Annotated in this window: 22 protein-coding genes; 10 read left to right on the top strand and 12 right to left on the bottom strand. The window is 41.9% G+C overall.

Features of this window, described 5'->3' with window-relative positions:
• Window positions 1-224 precede the first annotated feature (224 nt).
• A complete protein-coding gene (locus tag CKW03_RS19505) occupies window positions 225-1,052 on the bottom strand; it encodes a 2OG-Fe(II) oxygenase (protein ID WP_093099747.1) in 828 nt (275 codons plus the stop codon).
• Window positions 1,053-1,380: 328 nt separating this feature from the next.
• Here CKW03_RS19505 and CKW03_RS19500 point away from each other — a divergent pair, with 328 nt between their 5' ends.
• Window positions 1,381-1,566, top strand: coding sequence for a hypothetical protein (locus CKW03_RS19500; protein WP_139185505.1), 186 nt, complete (start codon window positions 1,381-1,383; stop codon window positions 1,564-1,566).
• 59 nt (window positions 1,567-1,625) lie between these two features.
• On the opposite strand, the gene CKW03_RS19495 is transcribed toward CKW03_RS19500, so the two are convergent.
• Both CKW03_RS19495 and CKW03_RS19490 read right to left on the bottom strand, forming a co-directional pair.
• Entirely contained in the window at window positions 1,626-1,883 is a 258-nt protein-coding gene (locus CKW03_RS19495) for a hypothetical protein (protein ID WP_093099743.1), read from the bottom strand.
• Between the two features lie 170 nt (window positions 1,884-2,053).
• Entirely contained in the window at window positions 2,054-2,668 is a 615-nt protein-coding gene (locus tag CKW03_RS19490) for a hypothetical protein (RefSeq protein WP_093099741.1), read from the bottom strand.
• A 171-nt stretch (window positions 2,669-2,839) separates the two neighbouring features.
• On the opposite strand from CKW03_RS19490, the gene CKW03_RS19485 reads away from it, so the two are divergent.
• Window positions 2,840-3,862, top strand: coding sequence for a nucleoside hydrolase (locus tag CKW03_RS19485; protein ID WP_093099739.1), 1,023 nt, complete (start codon window positions 2,840-2,842; stop codon window positions 3,860-3,862).
• 834 nt (window positions 3,863-4,696) lie between these two features.
• Entirely contained in the window at window positions 4,697-5,167 is a 471-nt protein-coding gene (locus tag CKW03_RS19480; RefSeq protein WP_093099737.1) for a hypothetical protein, read from the top strand.
• A 323-nt stretch (window positions 5,168-5,490) separates the two neighbouring features.
• Here the strand turns inward: CKW03_RS19480 and CKW03_RS19475 are convergent, their stop codons facing one another.
• Window positions 5,491-5,697: a hypothetical protein gene (locus CKW03_RS19475; protein WP_093099735.1), complete on the bottom strand. Its 207-nt coding sequence runs from the start codon at window positions 5,695-5,697 to the stop codon at window positions 5,491-5,493.
• Here CKW03_RS19475 and CKW03_RS19470 point away from each other — a divergent pair.
• The 4 genes from CKW03_RS19470 (at window position 5,696) to CKW03_RS19455 (ending at window position 9,943) form a co-directional block, all read left to right on the top strand.
• On the top strand, window positions 5,696-6,760 hold the full coding sequence (locus CKW03_RS19470) for an aminotransferase class I/II-fold pyridoxal phosphate-dependent enzyme (RefSeq protein WP_093099734.1): 1,065 nt from the start codon (window positions 5,696-5,698) through the stop codon (window positions 6,758-6,760). The two genes, CKW03_RS19475 and CKW03_RS19470, sit on opposite strands and share 2 nt — an antisense overlap.
• A gap of 199 nt (window positions 6,761-6,959) precedes the next feature.
• Window positions 6,960-7,247, top strand: a complete 288-nt coding sequence (locus CKW03_RS19465) for an HU family DNA-binding protein (RefSeq protein WP_093099732.1) — start codon at window positions 6,960-6,962, stop codon at window positions 7,245-7,247.
• 9 nt (window positions 7,248-7,256) lie between these two features.
• Window positions 7,257-8,108: a tetratricopeptide repeat protein gene (locus CKW03_RS19460; RefSeq protein ID WP_093099730.1), complete on the top strand. Its 852-nt coding sequence runs from the start codon at window positions 7,257-7,259 to the stop codon at window positions 8,106-8,108.
• A 281-nt stretch (window positions 8,109-8,389) separates the two neighbouring features.
• Window positions 8,390-9,943 carry an Rne/Rng family ribonuclease gene (locus CKW03_RS19455; protein ID WP_093099728.1) on the top strand — a complete coding sequence of 518 codons (1,554 nt, stop codon included), beginning with the start codon at window positions 8,390-8,392 and terminating at the stop codon, window positions 9,941-9,943.
• Between the two features lie 37 nt (window positions 9,944-9,980).
• Here the strand turns inward: CKW03_RS19455 and miaA are convergent, their stop codons facing one another.
• The 3 genes from miaA to CKW03_RS19440 are packed head-to-tail and all read right to left on the bottom strand — an operon-like array spanning window position 9,981 to window position 12,885.
• On the bottom strand, window positions 9,981-10,913 hold the full coding sequence (gene miaA / locus CKW03_RS19450; protein ID WP_093099726.1) for a tRNA (adenosine(37)-N6)-dimethylallyltransferase MiaA: 933 nt from the start codon (window positions 10,911-10,913) through the stop codon (window positions 9,981-9,983).
• A complete protein-coding gene (locus tag CKW03_RS19445) occupies window positions 10,892-12,064 on the bottom strand; it encodes a Gfo/Idh/MocA family protein (RefSeq protein ID WP_093099725.1) in 1,173 nt (390 codons plus the stop codon). The genes miaA and CKW03_RS19445 overlap by 22 nt, the downstream gene beginning before the upstream one ends.
• Window positions 12,065-12,117: 53 nt before the next feature.
• A complete protein-coding gene (locus CKW03_RS19440) occupies window positions 12,118-12,885 on the bottom strand; it encodes a hypothetical protein (RefSeq protein ID WP_093099723.1) in 768 nt (255 codons plus the stop codon).
• Between the two features lie 78 nt (window positions 12,886-12,963).
• Between CKW03_RS19440 and def the strand changes: the two genes are divergently transcribed.
• Entirely contained in the window at window positions 12,964-13,551 is a 588-nt protein-coding gene (gene def / locus CKW03_RS19435; RefSeq protein ID WP_093099721.1) for a peptide deformylase, read from the top strand.
• 87 nt (window positions 13,552-13,638) lie between these two features.
• On the opposite strand, the gene CKW03_RS19430 is transcribed toward def, so the two are convergent.
• The 5 genes from CKW03_RS19430 to CKW03_RS19410 form a co-directional block, all read right to left on the bottom strand.
• Window positions 13,639-13,890, bottom strand: coding sequence for a hypothetical protein (locus tag CKW03_RS19430; protein WP_095067936.1), 252 nt, complete (start codon window positions 13,888-13,890; stop codon window positions 13,639-13,641).
• Window positions 13,887-14,591, bottom strand: a complete 705-nt coding sequence (locus CKW03_RS19425; protein ID WP_093099717.1) for a putative glycoside hydrolase — start codon at window positions 14,589-14,591, stop codon at window positions 13,887-13,889. Before CKW03_RS19425 ends, CKW03_RS19430 begins: the two co-directional genes overlap by 4 nt.
• Before the next feature lie 75 nt (window positions 14,592-14,666).
• Entirely contained in the window at window positions 14,667-15,275 is a 609-nt protein-coding gene (locus CKW03_RS19420; protein ID WP_093099715.1) for a trimeric intracellular cation channel family protein, read from the bottom strand.
• A gap of 117 nt (window positions 15,276-15,392) precedes the next feature.
• A complete protein-coding gene (locus CKW03_RS19415; protein ID WP_093099713.1) occupies window positions 15,393-17,174 on the bottom strand; it encodes a M56 family metallopeptidase in 1,782 nt (593 codons plus the stop codon).
• Window positions 17,175-17,176: 2 nt separating this feature from the next.
• The gene (locus CKW03_RS19410) at window positions 17,177-17,539 is read right to left on the bottom strand and encodes a BlaI/MecI/CopY family transcriptional regulator (protein WP_093100175.1); all 363 of its coding nucleotides are present in this window, start codon (window positions 17,537-17,539) and stop codon (window positions 17,177-17,179) included.
• Between the two features lie 206 nt (window positions 17,540-17,745).
• Between CKW03_RS19410 and CKW03_RS19405 the strand changes: the two genes are divergently transcribed.
• Both CKW03_RS19405 and CKW03_RS19400 read left to right on the top strand, forming a co-directional pair.
• A complete protein-coding gene (locus CKW03_RS19405; protein ID WP_093099711.1) occupies window positions 17,746-18,666 on the top strand; it encodes an NADP-dependent oxidoreductase in 921 nt (306 codons plus the stop codon).
• Between the two features lie 44 nt (window positions 18,667-18,710).
• The gene (locus tag CKW03_RS19400; RefSeq protein ID WP_093099709.1) at window positions 18,711-19,064 is read left to right on the top strand and encodes a TfoX/Sxy family protein; all 354 of its coding nucleotides are present in this window, start codon (window positions 18,711-18,713) and stop codon (window positions 19,062-19,064) included.
• Window positions 19,065-19,867: the final 803 nt, after the last annotated feature.

Raw genomic sequence — 19,867 nt, 5'->3', positions numbered from 1 at the left:
TTTGGGCCGTTAAATGGATTGTGGCATTTCTAAATCGATAGAGAAACCCTGTAATGTTTAATGGCTCAATAGAAAGGGAGCCCCCTATTTTTTAACAGAATGGTTAGTCCCATTAAAATTGGAGCTGTTTGAAATGGATGGGAGGAATGTTGGTTTAAAGTAGGGGTAGGAAGAAGGAAAAGATGGAGCTGACCAAAGGAGATCCTGGTCAGCCCTATATAAAATTACAATAATCGCGCTACGATTTTATTATAGATCCTTCTTAGGATTGGCTTTTTCCTTCTGGACTCATCGTATCTATCCCAAGCCACTGAATCTTCACTTGAATTTTTCCTTTTCACAAAGATGGAGTTGTGCCCGTCCTTGAAAGCTACTGCTTCGGTTTCTGGCCTGCCGTTGGAATAAAAATAGAGTGCCAATGATTTTCGGCTCATATGTTCAGGGCAAGTCAATGGGTTCGGTAAACCATGGTAGGATACAGAAGTGGTCGAAAACATTGCAATGGAATTGAAATTTGGGGCGAACTTATCGACACAACCATTCATTTCCTCGTCCCATAGCTCGAAATGGCCCCCATACTCATCCTTCCAATCCTTATTCAAATATACAATGAGGTTAACACGGCGGTCAAGCCCATTGATAGGGTGCTTGTTGAAATCGGCATGTACTTTTAATAAACCGCCACGCTTGGTTTCATGAAGTCCGGCACCAGAGAAATAAGGGTCTCCGAACAAAGTTTCTTCGATGCCGGTGATTTCATTTACAAAATTCAAAAAAGGCTCTGAGTTCAAGAAATGCATCAGCTGCTTGGTTCTGGGACCAAAAAGCTCCTCTCCGTTTCCTGCCAACTTCTTCTGCAATGGATCGTTGTAAACAATATTGTTTCCTTTGGAAAGATCGGGGAATTCTTCTAACACTTCGGTTAAAAACTCGGGATTGAAGAAATTCTCCAATGAAATGGAAGGGAATGGGTTAGCATTCTTGTACTTGGCCTTATGCTTCCTAGCATAATCCATGAGATCTTGATTGTGGAAATTAAGATAAGGATTCATCGTAGTAGTTGTAATAAAGGGGGTTAGCCGATTAAGTTAATATTGATTTTGATTCTATAAAGTTCGATATTATTAATTCTTTCGGTTGCGGTTTACCTAAACTAAACTTAGAATTGTCGAATTTATGCTACATCCCAGAGGGCATTAAATTAACCGAGGCTTAAATTTTGTCATGAACCTGGAAACTGTTGGCCTATGTCAATATGGCCTATCGTATGTGTGGGTTAATTTTAAATGAAAACATTTGTTGTGACAATCTGTTATAACTCAAATTATACACTTTAAAACATCTGATATGAAAGGAAATTGGATCATTAAATTTCGTCCAATGGCAGTGTTAATGCTGTTGTTTGTGTCCCTTCAAGCTTGGGCACAGGACAAAGGGTTGGATATCAATGTGGATATCGACAAGGGAGATGAAGGTATGTTCTCAAAACCCTGGGTATGGGTAGTCGGTGGGGCGGTCTTTATTTTGCTATTGGTTGCCTTGTTGCGAGGTGGCGGAAAGAAATAAGCATATACGAAAAAAAACAAGGCTTCCAATTTTGGAGGCCTTGTTTATTATGAATTAACTTATAAACAGTTCGTGATTTCCCAACCGAATGATGGGTTGACAATGTCTTCCTTCTGATCGGTATTGCCCTCTTCTGGAATTTCCTGACGGGTTCCATGTGCTAGCTCACCTGAATTTTGAAAAAAGCCCATTGTTCGGGAACTTATGTTTTCCAAGGTGGAACGAAAGTCAAGAGACTTTGCTTTTGAGGCTGTCAAAAGGAATGAGGCCATCAAAATAAAAACATTCAATCCGTTCCCGTGGTTTATTCTTCTCATTGTATTTCTCCTCCATTTAACTCGCTAAACCAAAGATGAAGCAAAGTTCTTCGCCTTGCAAAAGAAGGGTTTGCGGATTTATATAAATGGAGGAGCGATGCCCTGGAATTGCTGTTTGAATTATATAAAATGAATAGAAAGTGGAGCTGGGAAGGCTATTGTTTGCTTTTCTATTTTAATGCCGCAATCGAAACGATCCTGACGCCGTTGAAAGGGAAGTCATCATGGGGTTTTAATCTGGTGCCTACCATCGAAATTATTCCATTGTTCTTGGTTTCAAAGATGGCCTCATCGCCTTTGCTTGGTACCAGCCAGGTGTCCTTTGCTTTTTTATAGATTTGATCGATGGTCATCGCGAGGTCCTGGGGACCATATTTTCCTAAATTATTTTGATCTTCTTCCCATTCCATACCGGCAATAAAATCGGCAGTGAGCATTTCCTCGATTCGCGCTTTGTCCATGTTTATAGAAGTCAGCGCTACTCTGATGTTTTCTTCTGTCCAGCCGGCCGCTGGCCTTGGAACCAAAAACAGATCCATTTTATGCCCGTTTCTTTTTGTCAAAATCCCGTTTTCCACCGTTAGGGTAATCCTAGAAGGCAAAGCTGAAAAGGAACGATCGGTCTCAATTACAAAGGTATATGTGTTGTTGTTTTCTGACCTGAACTCTTCCCATTTTTTTAAGCTCTTCTTATAGGCGGATTCATGTTCAATATTTAAGGACTCACCTTTGCTGCAGGAAAATAGCAGTATCAGTATGGAAAATATGCCGAATAGGTTTTTCATAATAAGGGTTCTGTTGGGGTGAAAATTAAATCTTTTTTATATAACGTTTTTTTTATTAACACTGCTACGCCTTGGCTTAGAATGTTTTGTATCTGGATTTTGGGATAATTTCATTATCTTAAATGGTCTAATGCTTATGAAAAGCTGGAGTGCCCTCCTAATACCTGTACGATGAGAAATCAAGCTAACTTTATGTTAAAAACATCCATTATTTCATTCTTGTTCATCTTTATTGCACAGTATCCTGTGCTTTCCGAAACATATCCAGCTGATTCTGCTAAAGTGAAGATCATATTTGACACGGATATGGGGCCGGACTATGATGATATAGGGGCCATTGCGCTACTCCATGCTTTTGCCAATCAAGGCAAGATAGAAATATTGGCCACGGTTTCTTCGGATGCCCATAAGGACATTCCGGGGACCATCGAAGTTTACAATAAGTATTTTAAACGTGGAGATATTCCCGTGGGACAGACTTATAGCCCCTTGGCTCCCAATTTTACAGCAGCGAACAATTGGAATGAGCAGATCATCAAAAAGTTTGAGCCAGCGCTATTAAATAAGAAATACGAGTCTTCGGTGTCGATTTATAGGAAAGTCTTGGCGGAGCAGCCGGATAATAGCGTCACGATCGTGACCGTGGGCTTCATGACTAACATCAGTGATCTATTGCAATCAAAAGCGGATAAGTATTCCAATCTAACTGGAATAGAGTTGCTGGAGAAAAAAGTAAAGAATTGGGTGGCGATGGCTGGCGGCTTCCCGCAGGGCAGGGAGTTTAATATCCATGAGGATGCAGAGTCGGGGGTATATGCCTTTGATCATTTCCCAAAACCAATATTGTTTACTGGATTTGAAATAGGGGATAAGATCAAAACTGGGGGTAAAATAGCCGAACAGAAGTTGGAGAGCAGTCCTGTTTCCGTTGGTTACCAGATCAATTTGGTGAGTTACGCCAAGGAAGCAGTTAAGGCCAGGAGCTCTTGGGATCAGACAGCTGTCTTGATTGCTGCGGAAAACCCGGAAAAGTACTTTTACCTAAGTGGGCCGGGGACGATGAAGACCGAAAAGGATGGTTCAAATTATTGGGAACCATCAGCCCAGGGGAAGCATAAATTTATTATCCATAAATATCCTTACAAGAAGCTGGAGGAGGTAATCGATAAATTGATGTTGGAACAACCAAAGTAAGCTTTGGCAAAAAGATGCCCAATCCCATTGATCTGGGTGTTTTGATGCTGTAAAGGTGAAATTGCAATCTTCAGCGATATGTACCCTAATGTATTGAACTAAGACAAATTTGATGATTCAACCTCGGGCGATGGATTAATCTGAATATTTGGTCTGACAATAAATAGAAAATTTAAATGTTGAGATTTAAGGAGCGCTAGTGCGACATCCCTTTAACCTTTTTCACGTAGTACATACGAGGATCTATGGCATTGATTGCAAGAATACCTCTTTACGGGCAAGAAAAACAAAAATGTCCTGACCCACCACGGTCTACGTACGCGAGAGTAGAGGTATGCTTCTCCACAATGAGGACATAAAGGGTGAGACTGACTCATAGAAGTCGATTTTAAACTAATAATCTTCATACAATAGTTTCAAATAGTTTTTGTGAATTAAAAAAATTAAACATCATCCCAGAAAAGAATGGTTTAGGGTTTAGTTATCAAATAAACGACCAAACTCTATATTTATTTTGTCTTTTATAGGGAGATAAATTACATGTAACAACATGTTTGGTTGAACCTGTTGGCTTGTAGCTGTTTAACCGGGCGAAAGTTAGCTGTTTGATATTAACGCCCTGTTAAGGAATGTGTAACGTTAAATTAATTGTTCGCTTTAAAATTGAGTATGGTAAGGGGTAAAGTGAGGTGGAAAAGCATGAAAAAACAATTGTTTAACCTTCTAATCCTTGTAATTGCAAATAGTTTTGTGTGATTTTGTTAATTCTTTTTAAAAATAACAAAAATCAATGAAATTTGTTCTGTTAACAATAAAATAATAGATCTGATCAATATGAGAAAGACCCTAATAATCCTAGGATTGTCGTTAATGATGCTGAACATGGGCTTTTCGCAGGAAAAGGGACCTAAAGCTGATGGTTGGATATTTGGTCCTTCGATTGGCTACCAATTCCAAAGCGGCAATTTCTTGAAGGCATCGGCATGGGGATTATTTGCTCCGAACCAGTCCCAGTATATCAAGTTAGATGCTGGGGCAAACTTCACCTGGATGATGGATCAGTCTACCGTAATTCCGGAATTTGGGGTTACTTATTACCTCAACAACGTGGCGGTATGGCCTTTTATCAAGGGGGAAATTACGCCCTATACAGCTACGGCGAAAGCGGGGGTCAGTGTTTTTTCTATATTGGAGCTTTCTGCAGGATATGGGTTTGATATCGGTACCAAGGAAAACTTTAAGCCTATCGATGGTTTTACCTTCGGGGTCGGGCTTAATATTCCGCTCAAGTTCCATTTGTTCTAGGCAATTCTAAACGCTCTTTAATACCGTTTACCCTTTCTCGGTTTTACCTAGTTCCGCCACAGTATTCCTGCCGTCGTTAGGATATCCAATGGAGTCAGTACCGCGTCATTGGGGCTGCCGACGCTCAATTGGCCCGCTCTGACTTTCACGGCCACGATCTGATTGTCTCCAGGAGCCAAATCGATCCCCAAAAACAGACTGTCCTTGCAATCGATTTCGATTGACTTATTTCCATAAACAACCGAGGGAACCTCCAGCTCTTGGGTGGCCGCTGTTTCGGTCTTAAATTGAAATCTACCAGTTGAGTCAGTAGGGGCACCGCCCTAGCTGCCGGAAATAGTCACATCCACATTGGAAATCAGCTGCTTTTTACGGTTGATGACTTTTCCACTGACAATCTGTGCATTGGCGCTCGTACATAAAAAAGAAGAAAAACAATAAGGGGCTGAACTGTTTGGTTTAGAGGAAGGATCGCGAAAATGGGAGTTTGATAGGTTTTCGTACATTTGCTTTCTGATAACATTTGCCATGACCTCCTTTAGAAATCTTCAACAAACTACAGGAAGAATTATTAGCCTAGACGGTACAGACTACCATTTTTTTGGTGGCACTGCCTATCTCGGATTATTGGATAATCCAGGATACATCGAACTTTATAAAAAAGGGATAGACCTGCTTGGGCTCAATAATGGGACTTCCAGGACCAACAACGTCCAACTTGGAATCTACCGAGATGCCGAACTTAATTTGGCTGACCGTTTTGGTTTCGAAGCCGCAGCCCTACTGTCCAGCGGCTATCTTGCAGGTCAGGTTTCAGTGGGAAGTCTTAGCAGAGGGAAGCAGGTGATCTATGCACCGGGCAGCCATCCTGCCCTTTGGCTTGGTGAAACACCTTTGGTGGAAGGAGATTTCGATCAATGGGCGAAGGCTACGGTAGCATTTATCAACAATTCCGAGCAGCAGGATTTTGCAGTCATATCCAATTGTATTGACAATCTGACCCCTCAGCACTTTGATTTTTCCATCTTTAAGGAATTACAAACGGATAAAAACCTGCTCTTGATCCTAGATGATTCCCATGGAATAGGCGTATTGCACAAAAACAAAGTTTCAGCTGACCTGTCGGCCTTGGAAGCAGATAATATTGAAATCGTTGTGCTTGCATCATTGGCGAAAGGTCTTGGAACGGATGCTGGGGTTGTTTTGGGGACAAAGAGCACTGTTGATAAGATCAAAAAGCATCCTATTTTCAATGGAGCCTCACCGACCGCACCTGCGGCGCTCTATGCCCTGTTACATGGTCAGGATATTTATGAAGAGGCATTCGAGAGGATGCAGTCCAATACCAGTTTATTGGCATCGATTACTAGGGAGACCTCATTGAGTCATATTGAAAATTTTCCGGTATTTAGTTCGACCCAGCCGTTACTTTACAGACATTTGTTGCAAAAAAAGATTGTGATCTCCAGTTTTCCCTATCCATTAGCGACAAGTCCCCTGTTAAATCGGGTTGTTGTATCTGCTTTACACTCAGAAGCTGACATTCGTCATATAGGAGAAATAATGTGTTCAGAAAGTTCATTAATACTTTGATAGTCAATAAAATAATTGTAGCTTTGCAAGCCTTTTGAAATGTAAAATTGGGGAGTGTTGTACTAAATCATTGAATGATAGTGGTTTGGATTTTAAAAAATCACAAAAATATTTCCATTACTCATTTTAAAAAGATACTTTTGCATCCCCAAACGGGCTGATAGGCTTAGGGTATAGATTAATTAGAGTAAAAATAGATATGACTAAAGCAGAAATTATTGCAGAGATCTCTAACAAGACTGGTTTAGAGAAGGTTGATGTACAAGAAACCGTTGAAGCATTCTTCAAAGTAGTTAAAAGTGCTATGATTGGCGGTGAGAATGTGTACGTAAGAGGTTTTGGAAGTTTTGTGGTAAAAAAGAGAGCTGAAAAAACAGCACGTAACATTTCTAAAAACACAGCAATTATCATTCCTGAGCACTACGTGCCTAGCTTCAAACCTGCAAAAGTATTTGTAGAGAAAGTAAAGAACGGAAATAAGAAATAATTCATTTTCATGAAAAACACCAAGCAAATCCAGATCATCGTTGTAGCAGCAGTAGTCCTTGTTATCGGATTCCTATTGTTTAAACCTGTGAAGGGCTTGGTAGATGAAGAAGAAAAAAATGCAGCAGCTACAACTTCTCAAGCTGAAGCTGCTGCATCTCAGTTTAACCTGAGTTCTGTATCTGAAGCTGCTAAGCGTGGATTGAACCCAGCTATTGTCAACGAAATCACAGATCTAGAGGCAAAAGCCCATAAAGCAGAAGGTTCCGAAAGAGTGAAACTTTATCAACAACTTGCTGATAAATGGAACGATGTGGAAAAACCTGCTCCTCAAGCCTATATTTATGAGGAAATGGCTAATATTGACCCTAAATTTGAGTACTACTTGAAATCTGGCGACAATTACCGTAAAGGATATACCAATCTTCAAGATACTGTCTTAGCAAGTGCCTTAAACCAGAAAGCTATTGAAGTTTATCAAAAAGCTGTAGATTTAAACGGATCGAGCTTAGATGCAAAAACCGGATTAGGGGCAGCGATGGTTACTGGAACCAACAACCCGATGGCTGGTATTGCTATCTTGAGAGAAGTTGTTCAAGCTGATCCAAAAAACCTGGAGGCTAACAAAACCTTAGGTTTGTTCTCATTACAGTCACGTCAATTCGACCGAGCGATCGATCGTTTCAAAATTGTAATTGAACAAAAACCTGATGCCGAATCATACTTTTATTTGGCAACAGGCTATGAAAATATAGGGATGAAGAACGAAGCTATCGCTGCTTTCCAAAAAAGCAAAGAACTGGCTGCCGATCCTAGTCTCTCCCAGTTCATCGATCGCAGGATTGAAGAACTAAGTAAGTAATTAACAATTTTTTTTAAAATCATTTAAAAACATTAAAGCTATGCCAAGCGGAAAAAAAAGAAAAAGACACAAAATGGCTACTCACAAACGTAAAAAACGTTTAAGAAAAAATAGACACAAGAAAAAATAGTTTTGGGGCGTTAGCCCTATAAATCATGTGATACAATCTATGATCGATTATCCATCATCATAGATTGTTTTTTTTCATTAAACGGTTTTATGTTTAACCGGACAACATTCGTTGTGGAGCGAGTCCACAACTGTCCTTAATTAAGTAGCTGTTGGTAAAGGAATTAATTATCGATTCAGTCCCCGATAAGGGGGTGACTATTGCTTTACTACAGGACAAACAACTAGTTGAACTAAACAGGGAACAAGCTGGCAATCACTATGCCGTGGGTGATATTTACTTAGGGAGAGTAAAGAAAATCATGCCCGGACTGAATGCCGCATTCGTAGATGTAGGCTACGAAAAAGACGCTTTCCTGCATTACCTCGACTTAGGGCCTCAAGTACAGTCCTTGATCAAATTAACAAGGGTAGTAAAGAATGGCAGTTATCAAGAGAAACTGCTCAATAGTTTGAAGCTTGAAAAGGACATTGACAAGGCTGGAAAAATATCTGATGTTTTAAGCCGTAACATGTTATTGCCAGTACAGATAGCCAAAGAACCTATCTCGACTAAAGGACCAAGGTTAAGTTCCGACTTATCCATCGCTGGTCGATTCGTCGTCCTGGTGCCATTTTCAAGTTCGGTTTCCATTTCCAAAAAGATCAAAGGCAGCGCCGAAAGAAATAGACTCAAGAAAATTGTAGAAAGCATTAAACCTACAAATTTCGGTGTCATTATCCGTACGGTATCTGAAGGTAAGGGAGTCGATGAACTCCAAAAGGACCTTCTAGACCTGATCTCTAAATGGGAATTGTTTACCAAACGCCTTAAAACGGCTGAACCCCCTCAGAAAGTACTGGGTGAGTTGGACAGAGCGTCCACCATCCTGCGTGATATCCTCACCGATGAATTTACTCATATCTATGTCAATGATAATGAAATCTACGAGGAAGTAAAATCATATATTCAAGAGATCTCTCCTGACCTGGAAAAAATAGTCAAATTCTATAAAGGAAAAGAACCTATTTTCGACCACTTTGGAGTTGAAAAGCAAATTAAGGCGTCGTTCGGCAAAACTGTAAACCTGCAAGGCGGTGCTTACCTGGTGATTGAACACACCGAAGCCCTCCACGTCATCGACGTCAATAGCGGAAACAGAATTGCCAACAAAGAAAATCAAGAAGATAATGCGCTCCTTGTAAACAAGGAAGCAGCAAAAGAAATTGCCCGTCAGCTTAGGCTGAGGGATATGGGCGGCATCGTGGTAATCGATTTTATCGATATGCACAAAGCCACCAACCGGAAAGAGCTGTATGGTTTCTTGAAGGAATGTATGGCTAGCGACAGAGCCCGTCATACCATTCTCCCTCCTAGTAAATTCGGATTAGTCCAGATCACTAGGCAAAGAGTTAGGCCTGAAATGAGCATTGTGACCAATGAAAAGTGTCCTGCTTGTGACGGAACCGGCGAAATTAGATCCAGTATCGTTTTATTGGATGATATTGAAAACAATTTGAGTTTTATTCTTCAGGAACAGAACGAAGTAGGGGTTACCCTTTGTGTACATCCTTATATCGCTGCCTACATCAAATCTGGTTTTATCTCCAGAAGAATGAATTGGTTTCTAAAATATTGGAAATGGATTAAAGTGAAGGAAATGAGTTCATATCATTTGACCGAATTCCACTTCTTTAACTCCAAAGACGAAGAAATAAAGTTGTAAAAAAAGCTGGTTGCGTAATGCAACCAGCTTTTTTTCTTTATAGCACATTGATCCAATGGATCTTTAAGCCATCTTTTTCCATTTTCCTGAAATAGGTCATCTGCCGCTTGGCAAATCTATGGATCTCCGTCCGTAGCCTTTCCGTGAATTCTTCCAAGGTCAGTTCATCCAATAAATGCAGTGAAGCATACTTATATTCCAATCCAAACCATTGCAACTGCTCATGGCTGATTCCTTGTTCCAACAAACCTTCAACCTCCGCTAACAAACCTTCCTCCATTCTATATTCCAGGCGTTGGTCAATCCGAGCTCTCCTTATTTCCCGATCAGGAGCAAGGCCGAGGATCATAAAATCCTTGACAAGCTGACCTTTCCTTTCTGGTACCGGATGATGTTCCAAGTACAGCAAGATTTCCAATGCACGAACCAATCGTTTATGGCTGTTCCAATCGATGTTGAACTCTTGAGGAATGTTAAATTGGTTGATCCGCTCAATAAGAGCCTCTTTGGAGAGAAGGGAAAGCTCCACTTGCAACTCCTTATCCTTAGGAACCTGGCTGTAGGTCTGTTCTTGTAAGATACTTTGTATATAAGAACCAGTTCCACCGCAAAGAATCGGCAGTTTTCCACGATGTTTTATTTCTAAAAATGCTTTTTGGAAACCTTGCCTGAACAATTCCACATTAAAGTTCTCGTTCGGCTCAACGATATCAATAAGATGGTAGGGGATATCTTGGTATTCGATCAGGTCCTTGCCCGTTCCGATGTCCAATTGCTTATAAACTTGCCTAGAATCGGCAGATATAATCTCAGCACCCATGGCTTGGGCCAGTTTGACCGCGAGTTTGGTCTTTCCGGATGCCGTGGGACCCAAAATGATCAGAAGAAAATCAGGCGAAAGAAACTCTTCCGCCTGATGTATAGATTCAATAAGTTCTTGAATATTGCTTATATCACGAACTTGGTCCATTTTTCGTTACTTGCGTTGCTATCTACAACGGTATCAATAAATGCCATGCCGCGTACCCCATCGTTTACATTTGGAAAATCCAATTGCTCTGGAGTAGGAGTTTTTCCGTCTTTCTTGGCAGCTACAGTAGCCGCAAAATTACGGTAGATATTTGCAAACGATTCCAATAGTCCCTCTGGGTGACCTGCTGGGATCCTGGTGTTATGTGTTGCAAAAGAACTCAAGGTATATGGTGCTGCATAGGCGTTTCCAGTACGGTAATACTGTCTAGGCTGATCCAACATCTTTACGATCAAATTGTTAGGGTCCTCATTTGCCCATTCAAAACCACCTTTTTCACCATAGATACGCATTCTGACTGCATTTTCCTCGCCAGCGCAGATCTGTGAAGCGGTCAACACGCCTTTTGCACCTTCGGTGAAGTGCAACAATACCGAACCATCATCATCCAATTGGCGTCCTTCAACAAATGAAGTCAAATCAGCACAGACCTCCGTGATCCTAAGTCCAGTAACATATTCCGCCAAATGCGCTACGTGCGTACCGATATCGCCCATTGCCAATGATTTACCCGAACGTTTTGGATCTGTACGCCATGCTGCGCCAGCATTTCCTTCACGCTCGGTCAGGCGGCTTAACCAGCCCTGTGGATATTCTACCAATACTTTGCGGATCTTGCCAAAGTGACCATCTTTCACCATTGCCTTAGCCTGTTTTACCATTGGGTATCCAGAATAAGTGTGTGTCAAACATAGCGTACGGCCAGTGCGCTCCACAATAGCCTGCAATTCCAATGCTTCTTCTAGGTTTAAGGTCATCGGTTTTTCAACCACGACATCAAATCCACTTTCCAAAGCTAGTTTAGCTGGCTCAAAGTGCAGGAAGTTCGGTGTTACGATCGTCACGAAGTCCATGCGCTCTCCTTCTGGCAATTGCGACTCCTTCTCGATCATTTCTTGGTACGTCAGGTATACTCTTTCTTCAGGAACAAATAAGTCCTCGCCCGATTGTAAAGAAATCTCTCTATTTATACTGAAAGTACCACATACTAATTCTATTTTGCCATCCATAAAGGCAGCAATTCGGTGTACAGCTCCTATAAAGGCATCGTTTCCACCACCGACCATGCCCATGCGAAGTTTTCGTTTCATAAGGAATAAATTTCGATTGATTAAGCAATAAATATAATAAAATAAAGCTGTTTTTAAACAGCCAATACTAATTTAATGCTTCCTGAATTCTGCGATAGGTAACCATTTGGATGGTTCTCAGTCATTTCCAGCAACTGCTCTTGGCTTTCGATAAGGTATTGCTGCTGGTCCGCAATCCAGAAATTTGCGCCTTCCCGAGATCCCATTTCCTGAAAGCCTATGGTCTTGAGCGAGGAGTCCTGTGACCAGTCCTGATCTACATAGGTCATGATATCACCGGGATGGAAATCTTTGATAAATGCTCGGATCAGTTTTGAAAGTCCCCCGATAATGAGATGGTCAGATTTATGGCAAAAACGTAAAAGTTCGAAAGAGCGATAATCCTCTGATCTGTCTTTCATCCTTCTCCCGCCGCTAAATACGGCGATGGAAACCAATTCGCCCTCATAGAACAGGCCATACCTATATTTCCCAGGCAGGGGCACCTGCAGATGATTTTCTTGTAGGAAAGATAGGCTTTGATTCTTATCCAATCGGGCAGCCACAGTTGCTCGGGCATGCAGTTTTTTTGCCTTTCCTGCCAGTACCTTCAGTCTGTTCTTTATTTTGGTGCCCTCTTGCTCGAGTTGCCCCAAGGAAATCAGGATGTACCTTTTATCAGATACTTCGGGCCTTGCTGTAAACTTTTTATAGATAAAGATGTCAAAAGGAAGGGTGGGACAGATGATATGGGAATAACCGTCCAGCTCTTCTCCATGCACATCAGTATCTAGGTCCTGTTGAATAAAGCTTAATAGGTTGCGGATCGCTGGATTTTCCATCCTGTAAAAATAAGCCAAATCATTCAATATGCGAGCTGTGCTAAATTATTAATACCTTTGTACCGTAAACAATAACAGATGAAATTACCAATAGTAGCGTATGGAGATCCAGTTTTGCGTCAGAGAACGGAAGAGATCGATGAGGATTATCCAGAATTAAAAAAATTGATAGAGAATATGTTTGAGACCATGTATGCCGCAAATGGTGTAGGCATTGCAGCTCCGCAAATTGGTTTACCGATCCGCTTGTTCGTCATTGATGCCAGCCCGTTTGGCGAAGATGATGAAGATGGACCGGGTGATCCAACGGCAAAGGATTTCAAGCGTGTTTTCATCAACCCTATCCTTGTAGAAGAAAGTGGTGATAAATGGGCATTCTCTGAAGGCTGTTTGAGTATTCCACATATCAATGAAGAAGTCTTGAGAAAGAAAGATGTGGTCATCAATTATTTAGATGAAAACTTTGAAGAACAGGAAGAAGAGTTGACAGGTTTGGCTGCGCGTGTGGTTCAACATGAATACGATCATATCGAAGGAAAACTATTTATCGACAAACTTGGTCCATTGAAAAAGGCCATGTTAAAAGGTAAACTAGATTCGATTTCAAAAGGGCAGGTCAAGGTTTCTTACAAGATGTCCTTCCCCCAGATGAAAAAGAAAAGATAAATAGAAAAGCCAGGTTCAAATCTGGCTTTTCTATTTATCGGTTATTTCAAGTCTTCAAAATGATTGAATGCATCGAAGATATCTAGATTAGCCCCCATCAAACACCGCATCAAATATTTTTTTCAAAGAGCTCTTCTCATTACCAAATATAATGGACTGCCCTTCCTTGTCCCAATATTTCACTTTAAAATTGCCATTCCAATCGGGGTTTTCTGCTATAATCCAACTCGGTCTGTTCTGTAGCCAAGACGCATTCCAATAAGGCCTGTAGTCTTCGGCTTCGCCAATAGGCATATGAGAAATCAGTAACCTGCTTCCCGCGTTTGCCTTTTTGCTCAATTGTGAAAGCTCCTGACTGTTGGATGCCTGTCCATCCAAAAGTACAGGTCCATGATCCGTATATCGTAATTCGTGGCTGCTAAAGCTTGGATAAAAGCCTGTTTGGAAGAAAATCCACTGTTGTTGATCAGATAGAGGAAATTCTTCGCCTCCGAAATTTTCTGGATGTTCAGTTTATTTTCATGCTGTACAGGTACTTTGGGAATAATATTTAATTCACTTTCAGTTGCAGCAAAGGATATAAAGCCTCTTTCTTGGTTCCAAGTATAGGAATTGCTAATGTTTTTGGCGGTAGAACAATAATCGCTGACCAAGATCGTATTCCCTGCCTGTTTAGAGATATTCAGGTACTTTACTAATCGGTTGGTCTCGGCCGGATCAGTTGCCTTGTCATCTTCATCGTATCCAAAGAATAGGTCCTCTTGTCCATTGCCATCCATCGCGTTCAGGTAATCTTCAGCCGGCGGACCAGTAGGCTCCTCGTTCTGGGAGACCAACTCGATCCCATTCTGTGGAATAATAAGGAAATTAGCTTTTTCTTGTTTGGCATATTTGCTCAGTCCGATCACAAAATTCCGCATCTCTTGCCTATAGTCCTGATCAGGTTCGGGGCTAAAGCCTTCTTCTTTGGAACAAGCCGTTAACAGGCCTGTGCCCATCATCAATAAAAAAGGGAATTTCGTAAGCTCATAGCTGATCATTTAACCGTGTTTGAATAAAACGGAATAAAGAGACAATTAATGTACCTTAACAAAAATTTAGCTTAACTAAACTGCTTAATTTATCGGCCGCACCGTTGGCAGGGATAGATTGTAACGGACCGAAAGGAACCGGATGCCGAAAACCACAGCGGCGCTGATAAAAGCATTCAAGTTCGCATGTAGTGGAGTAAAGGTAAGCAGCACATAAGTTATGGCACCCGCCAAGCAGGCCGAGGCATAGATCTCCTTTCTCAATATCAATGGCGTGACGTTCATCAGTACATCACGGATCACACCGCCCATACATGCCGAAAACATACCAAACATAACCGCGGCAATCGCACTGCTCTCGTATGCCAAGGACTTTTCAACGCCTACCACGGTGAAGAAACCAATCCCTAAAGCGTCGAACAGGAACAGTGTACGGGCAAAACTGTCCAAGTGCCTATTGAATAGGATGGAAATAAAGACGCCAACAAAGATGGCGATCAAGTAGTTTCCATCTTCTACCCATACCGGCCGGATATTCAGGAATACATCACGCAATGAACCCCCACCAATTGCCGTAACAAAGCCCATGAACGTTGCCCCAAAAATATCGATCCCATATCGGTTTGCCGCCATCGCGCCAGAAATGGCAAATACCATGGTCCCCAATAAATCAATGTAATAAATCAATTCCATTCAATTCAGTTTACATGCTTTTGCAATAATACATAAAATATGAAATTCTCTGAATTAAATAAAAAAAGGCCTCGAGCGAGGCCTAATAAACTAAACAACGAAACAATGATCTGTATATTAAATTTTGGAAAGTCCTTTTTTGGCTTTTAGCTCATTCAATTCTTTCTGGTATTTTTTGTTGATCTCTTTAAATTCTTCTGAATCTTCCAATTCCTTCCACTGCTTGGTTTTCTCTTTCCACTCAGGACTGTTGAAATACTCTTGGATCTTCTTGCCGTCTTCTTGGATCTTTTGCATCTGTGCTTTCCATTCTGGCGATTCGAAATGCTCCTTTAGCTTGGAAGATTCCTTCTCTATATTGGCCATTTGTCTTTTCCAATCCTCGCTCTCAAAGTACTTCGAAACCTTGGCAGACTCTTTTCCTATATTTTCCATTTGCTTTTTCCATTCTGGTGAATTGAAATATTCGTTCACCTTACTGGATTCCTTTTCGATATTGGCCATTTGTTTCTTCCATTCAGGTGAGTTGAAGTGTTCTTTCAGCTTAGCAGATTCTTTCTCTATTTTAGCCATCTGCTGTTTCCACTCCGGACCCTCAAAATAGGCACTTACCTTTTTGCTTTGCTCTTCTATATTCTTTACCTGAGCTTTCCACTCGGGTGAATTATAATATTCTTGGATCTTTTTGCCCTGCGCCTGAACCGATCTGATCGTATTGCGGACATCTACTGGCAATTCATTGGTGTCCGTAATCACATTGCCTTTATAAACAAGCTCAGATTTGACCTTGGCAGGAGTAACCGGTTTTTGTGCCGGTTGCGGCGTCAATGGTTTCACGGTGTCAATGATCAGCTCATTCGAATGATCGGTCCAGTTCCAATCAACTTTTATTTCCTCTGCCTGTGCCTCATTCGTTGGGATAATCAACGCTAAGGTTAGTATCGCTAAACCGCTAAGCAATACTGCCAGTAACTGCGGTCTCACGTTTTTATAATTTGTTTCCATTTTGGTGATTCTTTTAATCCGGTTCAATAAATGATTTTTGTTTCCCGTAGCAGCCAAGGTTAGATGCGGATTCATGCTCATGCGCAATTCTTCCAGTTCAACCAATGCCTGCGCATAGGAAATAGGGGTGGATACATGTTGCACGACCATATCATCGCATGCATGTTCTCTTTCTCTTTCCACTACTTTTGAGAGTGCCCAGATAAAAGGGTTGAAGAAAAGCACGGTTTCAATACCTACCTTGAGCAGGTTGAATAAGTAATCTTGTCGTTTTACATGGGCCAGCTCATGCATGAGAATTGCTTCCACCTGTGCCAGCTCCATTTTGTTGGCGTAGGCAATCGGGAAGAGGATAAACGGTCTCAAATGACCCAGGGTGATCGGCACACTGATCTTATTGGAAAGATAGATCCCTACGGATTGTCTCACCTCCAGTTTTTTCTTGGCTTGGTAATAGAGGTTAGTCCATTTTTCCGGGACGGAATCCAGACCCTTGAATTTTAATCTTTTCAATTGGATCAAGCTATTGGTCAGGAGGACGATTTGGACAATAAATCCAAAAACATAGCCTGCTACTACATAGGGCAATAAGCTTTCTAATTTAAAACCGTCCTGTTGGATGTTGGCCATGATGTTTTTTAGGTCCTCAGGATTCAGGGTTCTTAAGTCGATGAATTGGGTCGCGTTCTGGTAGAAGTAGATAAATGTTGCTATAAAGCTCACAAAAATCGATACTTGTGTGCCTAAGGCAGCATTATGCTTCGCCTTTGCGCTGATGTTGGACTGTGAAAGTGTATATATACTATATATAATATACCAAATTGCAGCTTGCCATATAGAATGCAGAATGCTCCAGCCTAATGCATTGCCAATACTGATTGTTAGATTTTCCATGGCTAGTTTTGTTCAAGTTTCTTTAAAAATGCTTTGATTTCGTCAAGATCTTCTTTGCTGGCCCGTTCATTTCCCAGGGCCTGCATCACCAATCTTGCTGTCGAACCATTGTAAACGGAATCGATCATTCTATCCAACATCTTTTCCTGGATTTCCTCCTGCACCAATTCCGCGGTATACAGATGGGTCTTTGAACTGGTGTCTCGAGTCACCATCCCCTTGTCATGCATGATCTGCATCAATTTGAGGATTGTTGTATAGCCCACATCTTTTTTATCCAAGGTTTCAAATACCTCCCTTACACTGCTCTGTCCCTTTTTCCAAAGGACTTGCAATATTTCCATTTCGCTTTCTGTTGGTTTCATACGATGATTGTTAGTATCTACGAATGTTTTCGTATTCAAATGTACGAAGCGTTTCGTATAATCCAAATATTTTAAGAAATATTTAACATTTAAATATCATAATCCATTGAATATTAGGGTTTAAAATTCATTTTCGCCCGATTTATTCATTCAAAAATGTTAAATTGAAAACATTAATCGACATCCGATTATCTTATTTAATAAATATGAAAGCTATAGTATATCATGAATTTGGGAGCCTGTCTTCCGGCGAGTATAAGGAGCAGTCTGGTCCAGAAATCAAATCAGGCACATTGAAAATTAAAGTAGCCTATGCAGGGATAATCCCATTCGACATCAAGGTCCTTGACAAAACCATTCCTATGCCGCACTTGAAATTTCCATTTATTCCGGGGGCCGAGTTCTCTGGCGAAGTCTTGGAAGTTGCCGAGGATCTGAAGGGATGGAAGCGGGGAGACGTCGTCTGTGGTAACCCGAAGAAATATGGAGGCGCCTTTGCCGAGGAGTTTGTGGTCAAGGCTGATGAAGTCTGTAAAGTGCCGAAAGGAATGGCTATGTCCTTGGCGGCTGCCTGTCCGGTTTCTGCTCTTGCAGCCTGGCATGGATTGTTTGATGCCGGTAAATTGGAAGCCAATCAGAAGGTACTGATCGTAGGGGCCTCCGGAAATGTCGGTTCCTTTGCCGTACAGTTTGCCAAACAGAAAAAAGCCGAGGTCTATGCCGTTGGTTCTTCTCGATATGAATTTAATGTGCTCGATCTAGGAGCTGACCATTATCTTGACTATAAAGCGGATGATTACCTCAAAGGACTTCCTGCTTTTGATCTGGTCCTCGACATGGTGGGCGGTAAAGCCCAGGATCAATTGATACCCTTATTAAAGAAGGGAGGAAGGATCGTTAGCCTCGTGCAAGAACCAAATGAAGATCTGGTCAAGGAATATCAAGTCCAGGCGCACTTGCTCAATTCGGGACCAAACCCAAAAGAGCTTGAAAAGATCCTGGATCAAGTCACTAAGGGTATGATTAAAGTAAAGGGGGTCGAGGAGTATCCGCTCCAAGATGCCGTTCAGGCTTTTGCTGCCATGAGCGATAAGGATAAGAATTCTAAGTGCCTGCTGAAAAACTAAAGGGTATGGAATTTGTTTTTAGGATGATCATCTATTTATAATACATGGCATATAATGAAAGACTAGCCGATTCGGTGCGAGCATACCTGGCACAGCATACTGAACTGAAAGTAGAAGAAAAGGCAATGTTCGGCGGGATAGCCTTTTTGGTAGATGGCAAAATGTGCATCAATGTAGGTGAGGACCAGTTGATGTGCCGTTTTGACCCCAAAAAAACGGAAGAGTACAATAATAAGCGCGGAGTTCAGCCCATGATCATGCGCGGCAGATTGCTTGATGGTTATTGCTATGTGGATCCCGAAGGCTATAAAAGCAAAGAAGATTTCCAGTTTTGGATGAATACCTGCCTAGCTTATAATCCAGAAGCCAAAGTTTCCAAAAAGAAGAGGGCCAAGTAAAACTGCAAACATAATTTATAGGTGCCTCGGAAATGAGGTGTCTTTCTAGGTGGCTGGTTCGGGAAAGCTCCGGAGATGGCAGCTGGAATGCCCACAGCGTGCCCGAGGACGCATAGGAGATGGCATGGTTTGCTTTTCGAGATTTCGGAAGGCGGGTCGAATGGGGTCAGCTGGAAAGGGGGTGGGTGGACCAGGGGTCCGATCCACGATAGGCCCTACGCATTTGAACCAGTATGGAGAGGATCCGAGGATGGGCCAAGATCTGGGCAGGGACCAGGATCTTCGGGATGGGAGGATATTCCAGGACCGTGGTGTACCATTTCCGCCCCTTCTACCCTCCATTGCCCCTTTTTCCTCGCCTCCCTGAAAATTTATCTGGCAATGCTACAGCGAGTTATGCCGCCTGGCGAAAAATACTTTGCCTGCCCCCTTGGAAGTGAAGGTATTTTGTCCCTATCTTTGCACCACTCCGCAAGGGAGGGACGGCCGCAGGGCCACTGACATAAAGATAGGAAAACGGCCAAGGGAAGCGGGAAATCGCGGAACGGACGCCACCGAAAAAGGGCCTCAAAAAATATTTTAAAAAAGATTTTGCGGTTTCGAAAAAGGTTCCTACCTTTGCAGTCCCAACCAAGGGAAACAGCGACGGACGCGATGTCCGGAGCGGAAAAAAATGACAGATTGCGACCTTCCTTTATGGAGGGGACACAACATAGAAAAGCCGAAGCGAGATGCCCAGGCGCGATAAGTTCTTTAAATGATCATGTAGCGCAGCGACCCGTACGAGAGTACGGTAGCTGAAC

This window comes from Sphingobacterium mizutaii (assembly GCF_900187125.1).
Lineage (GTDB): Bacteria > Bacteroidota > Bacteroidia > Sphingobacteriales > Sphingobacteriaceae > Sphingobacterium > Sphingobacterium mizutaii.
This window is presented reverse-complemented; position numbering and strand designations above follow the sequence as displayed.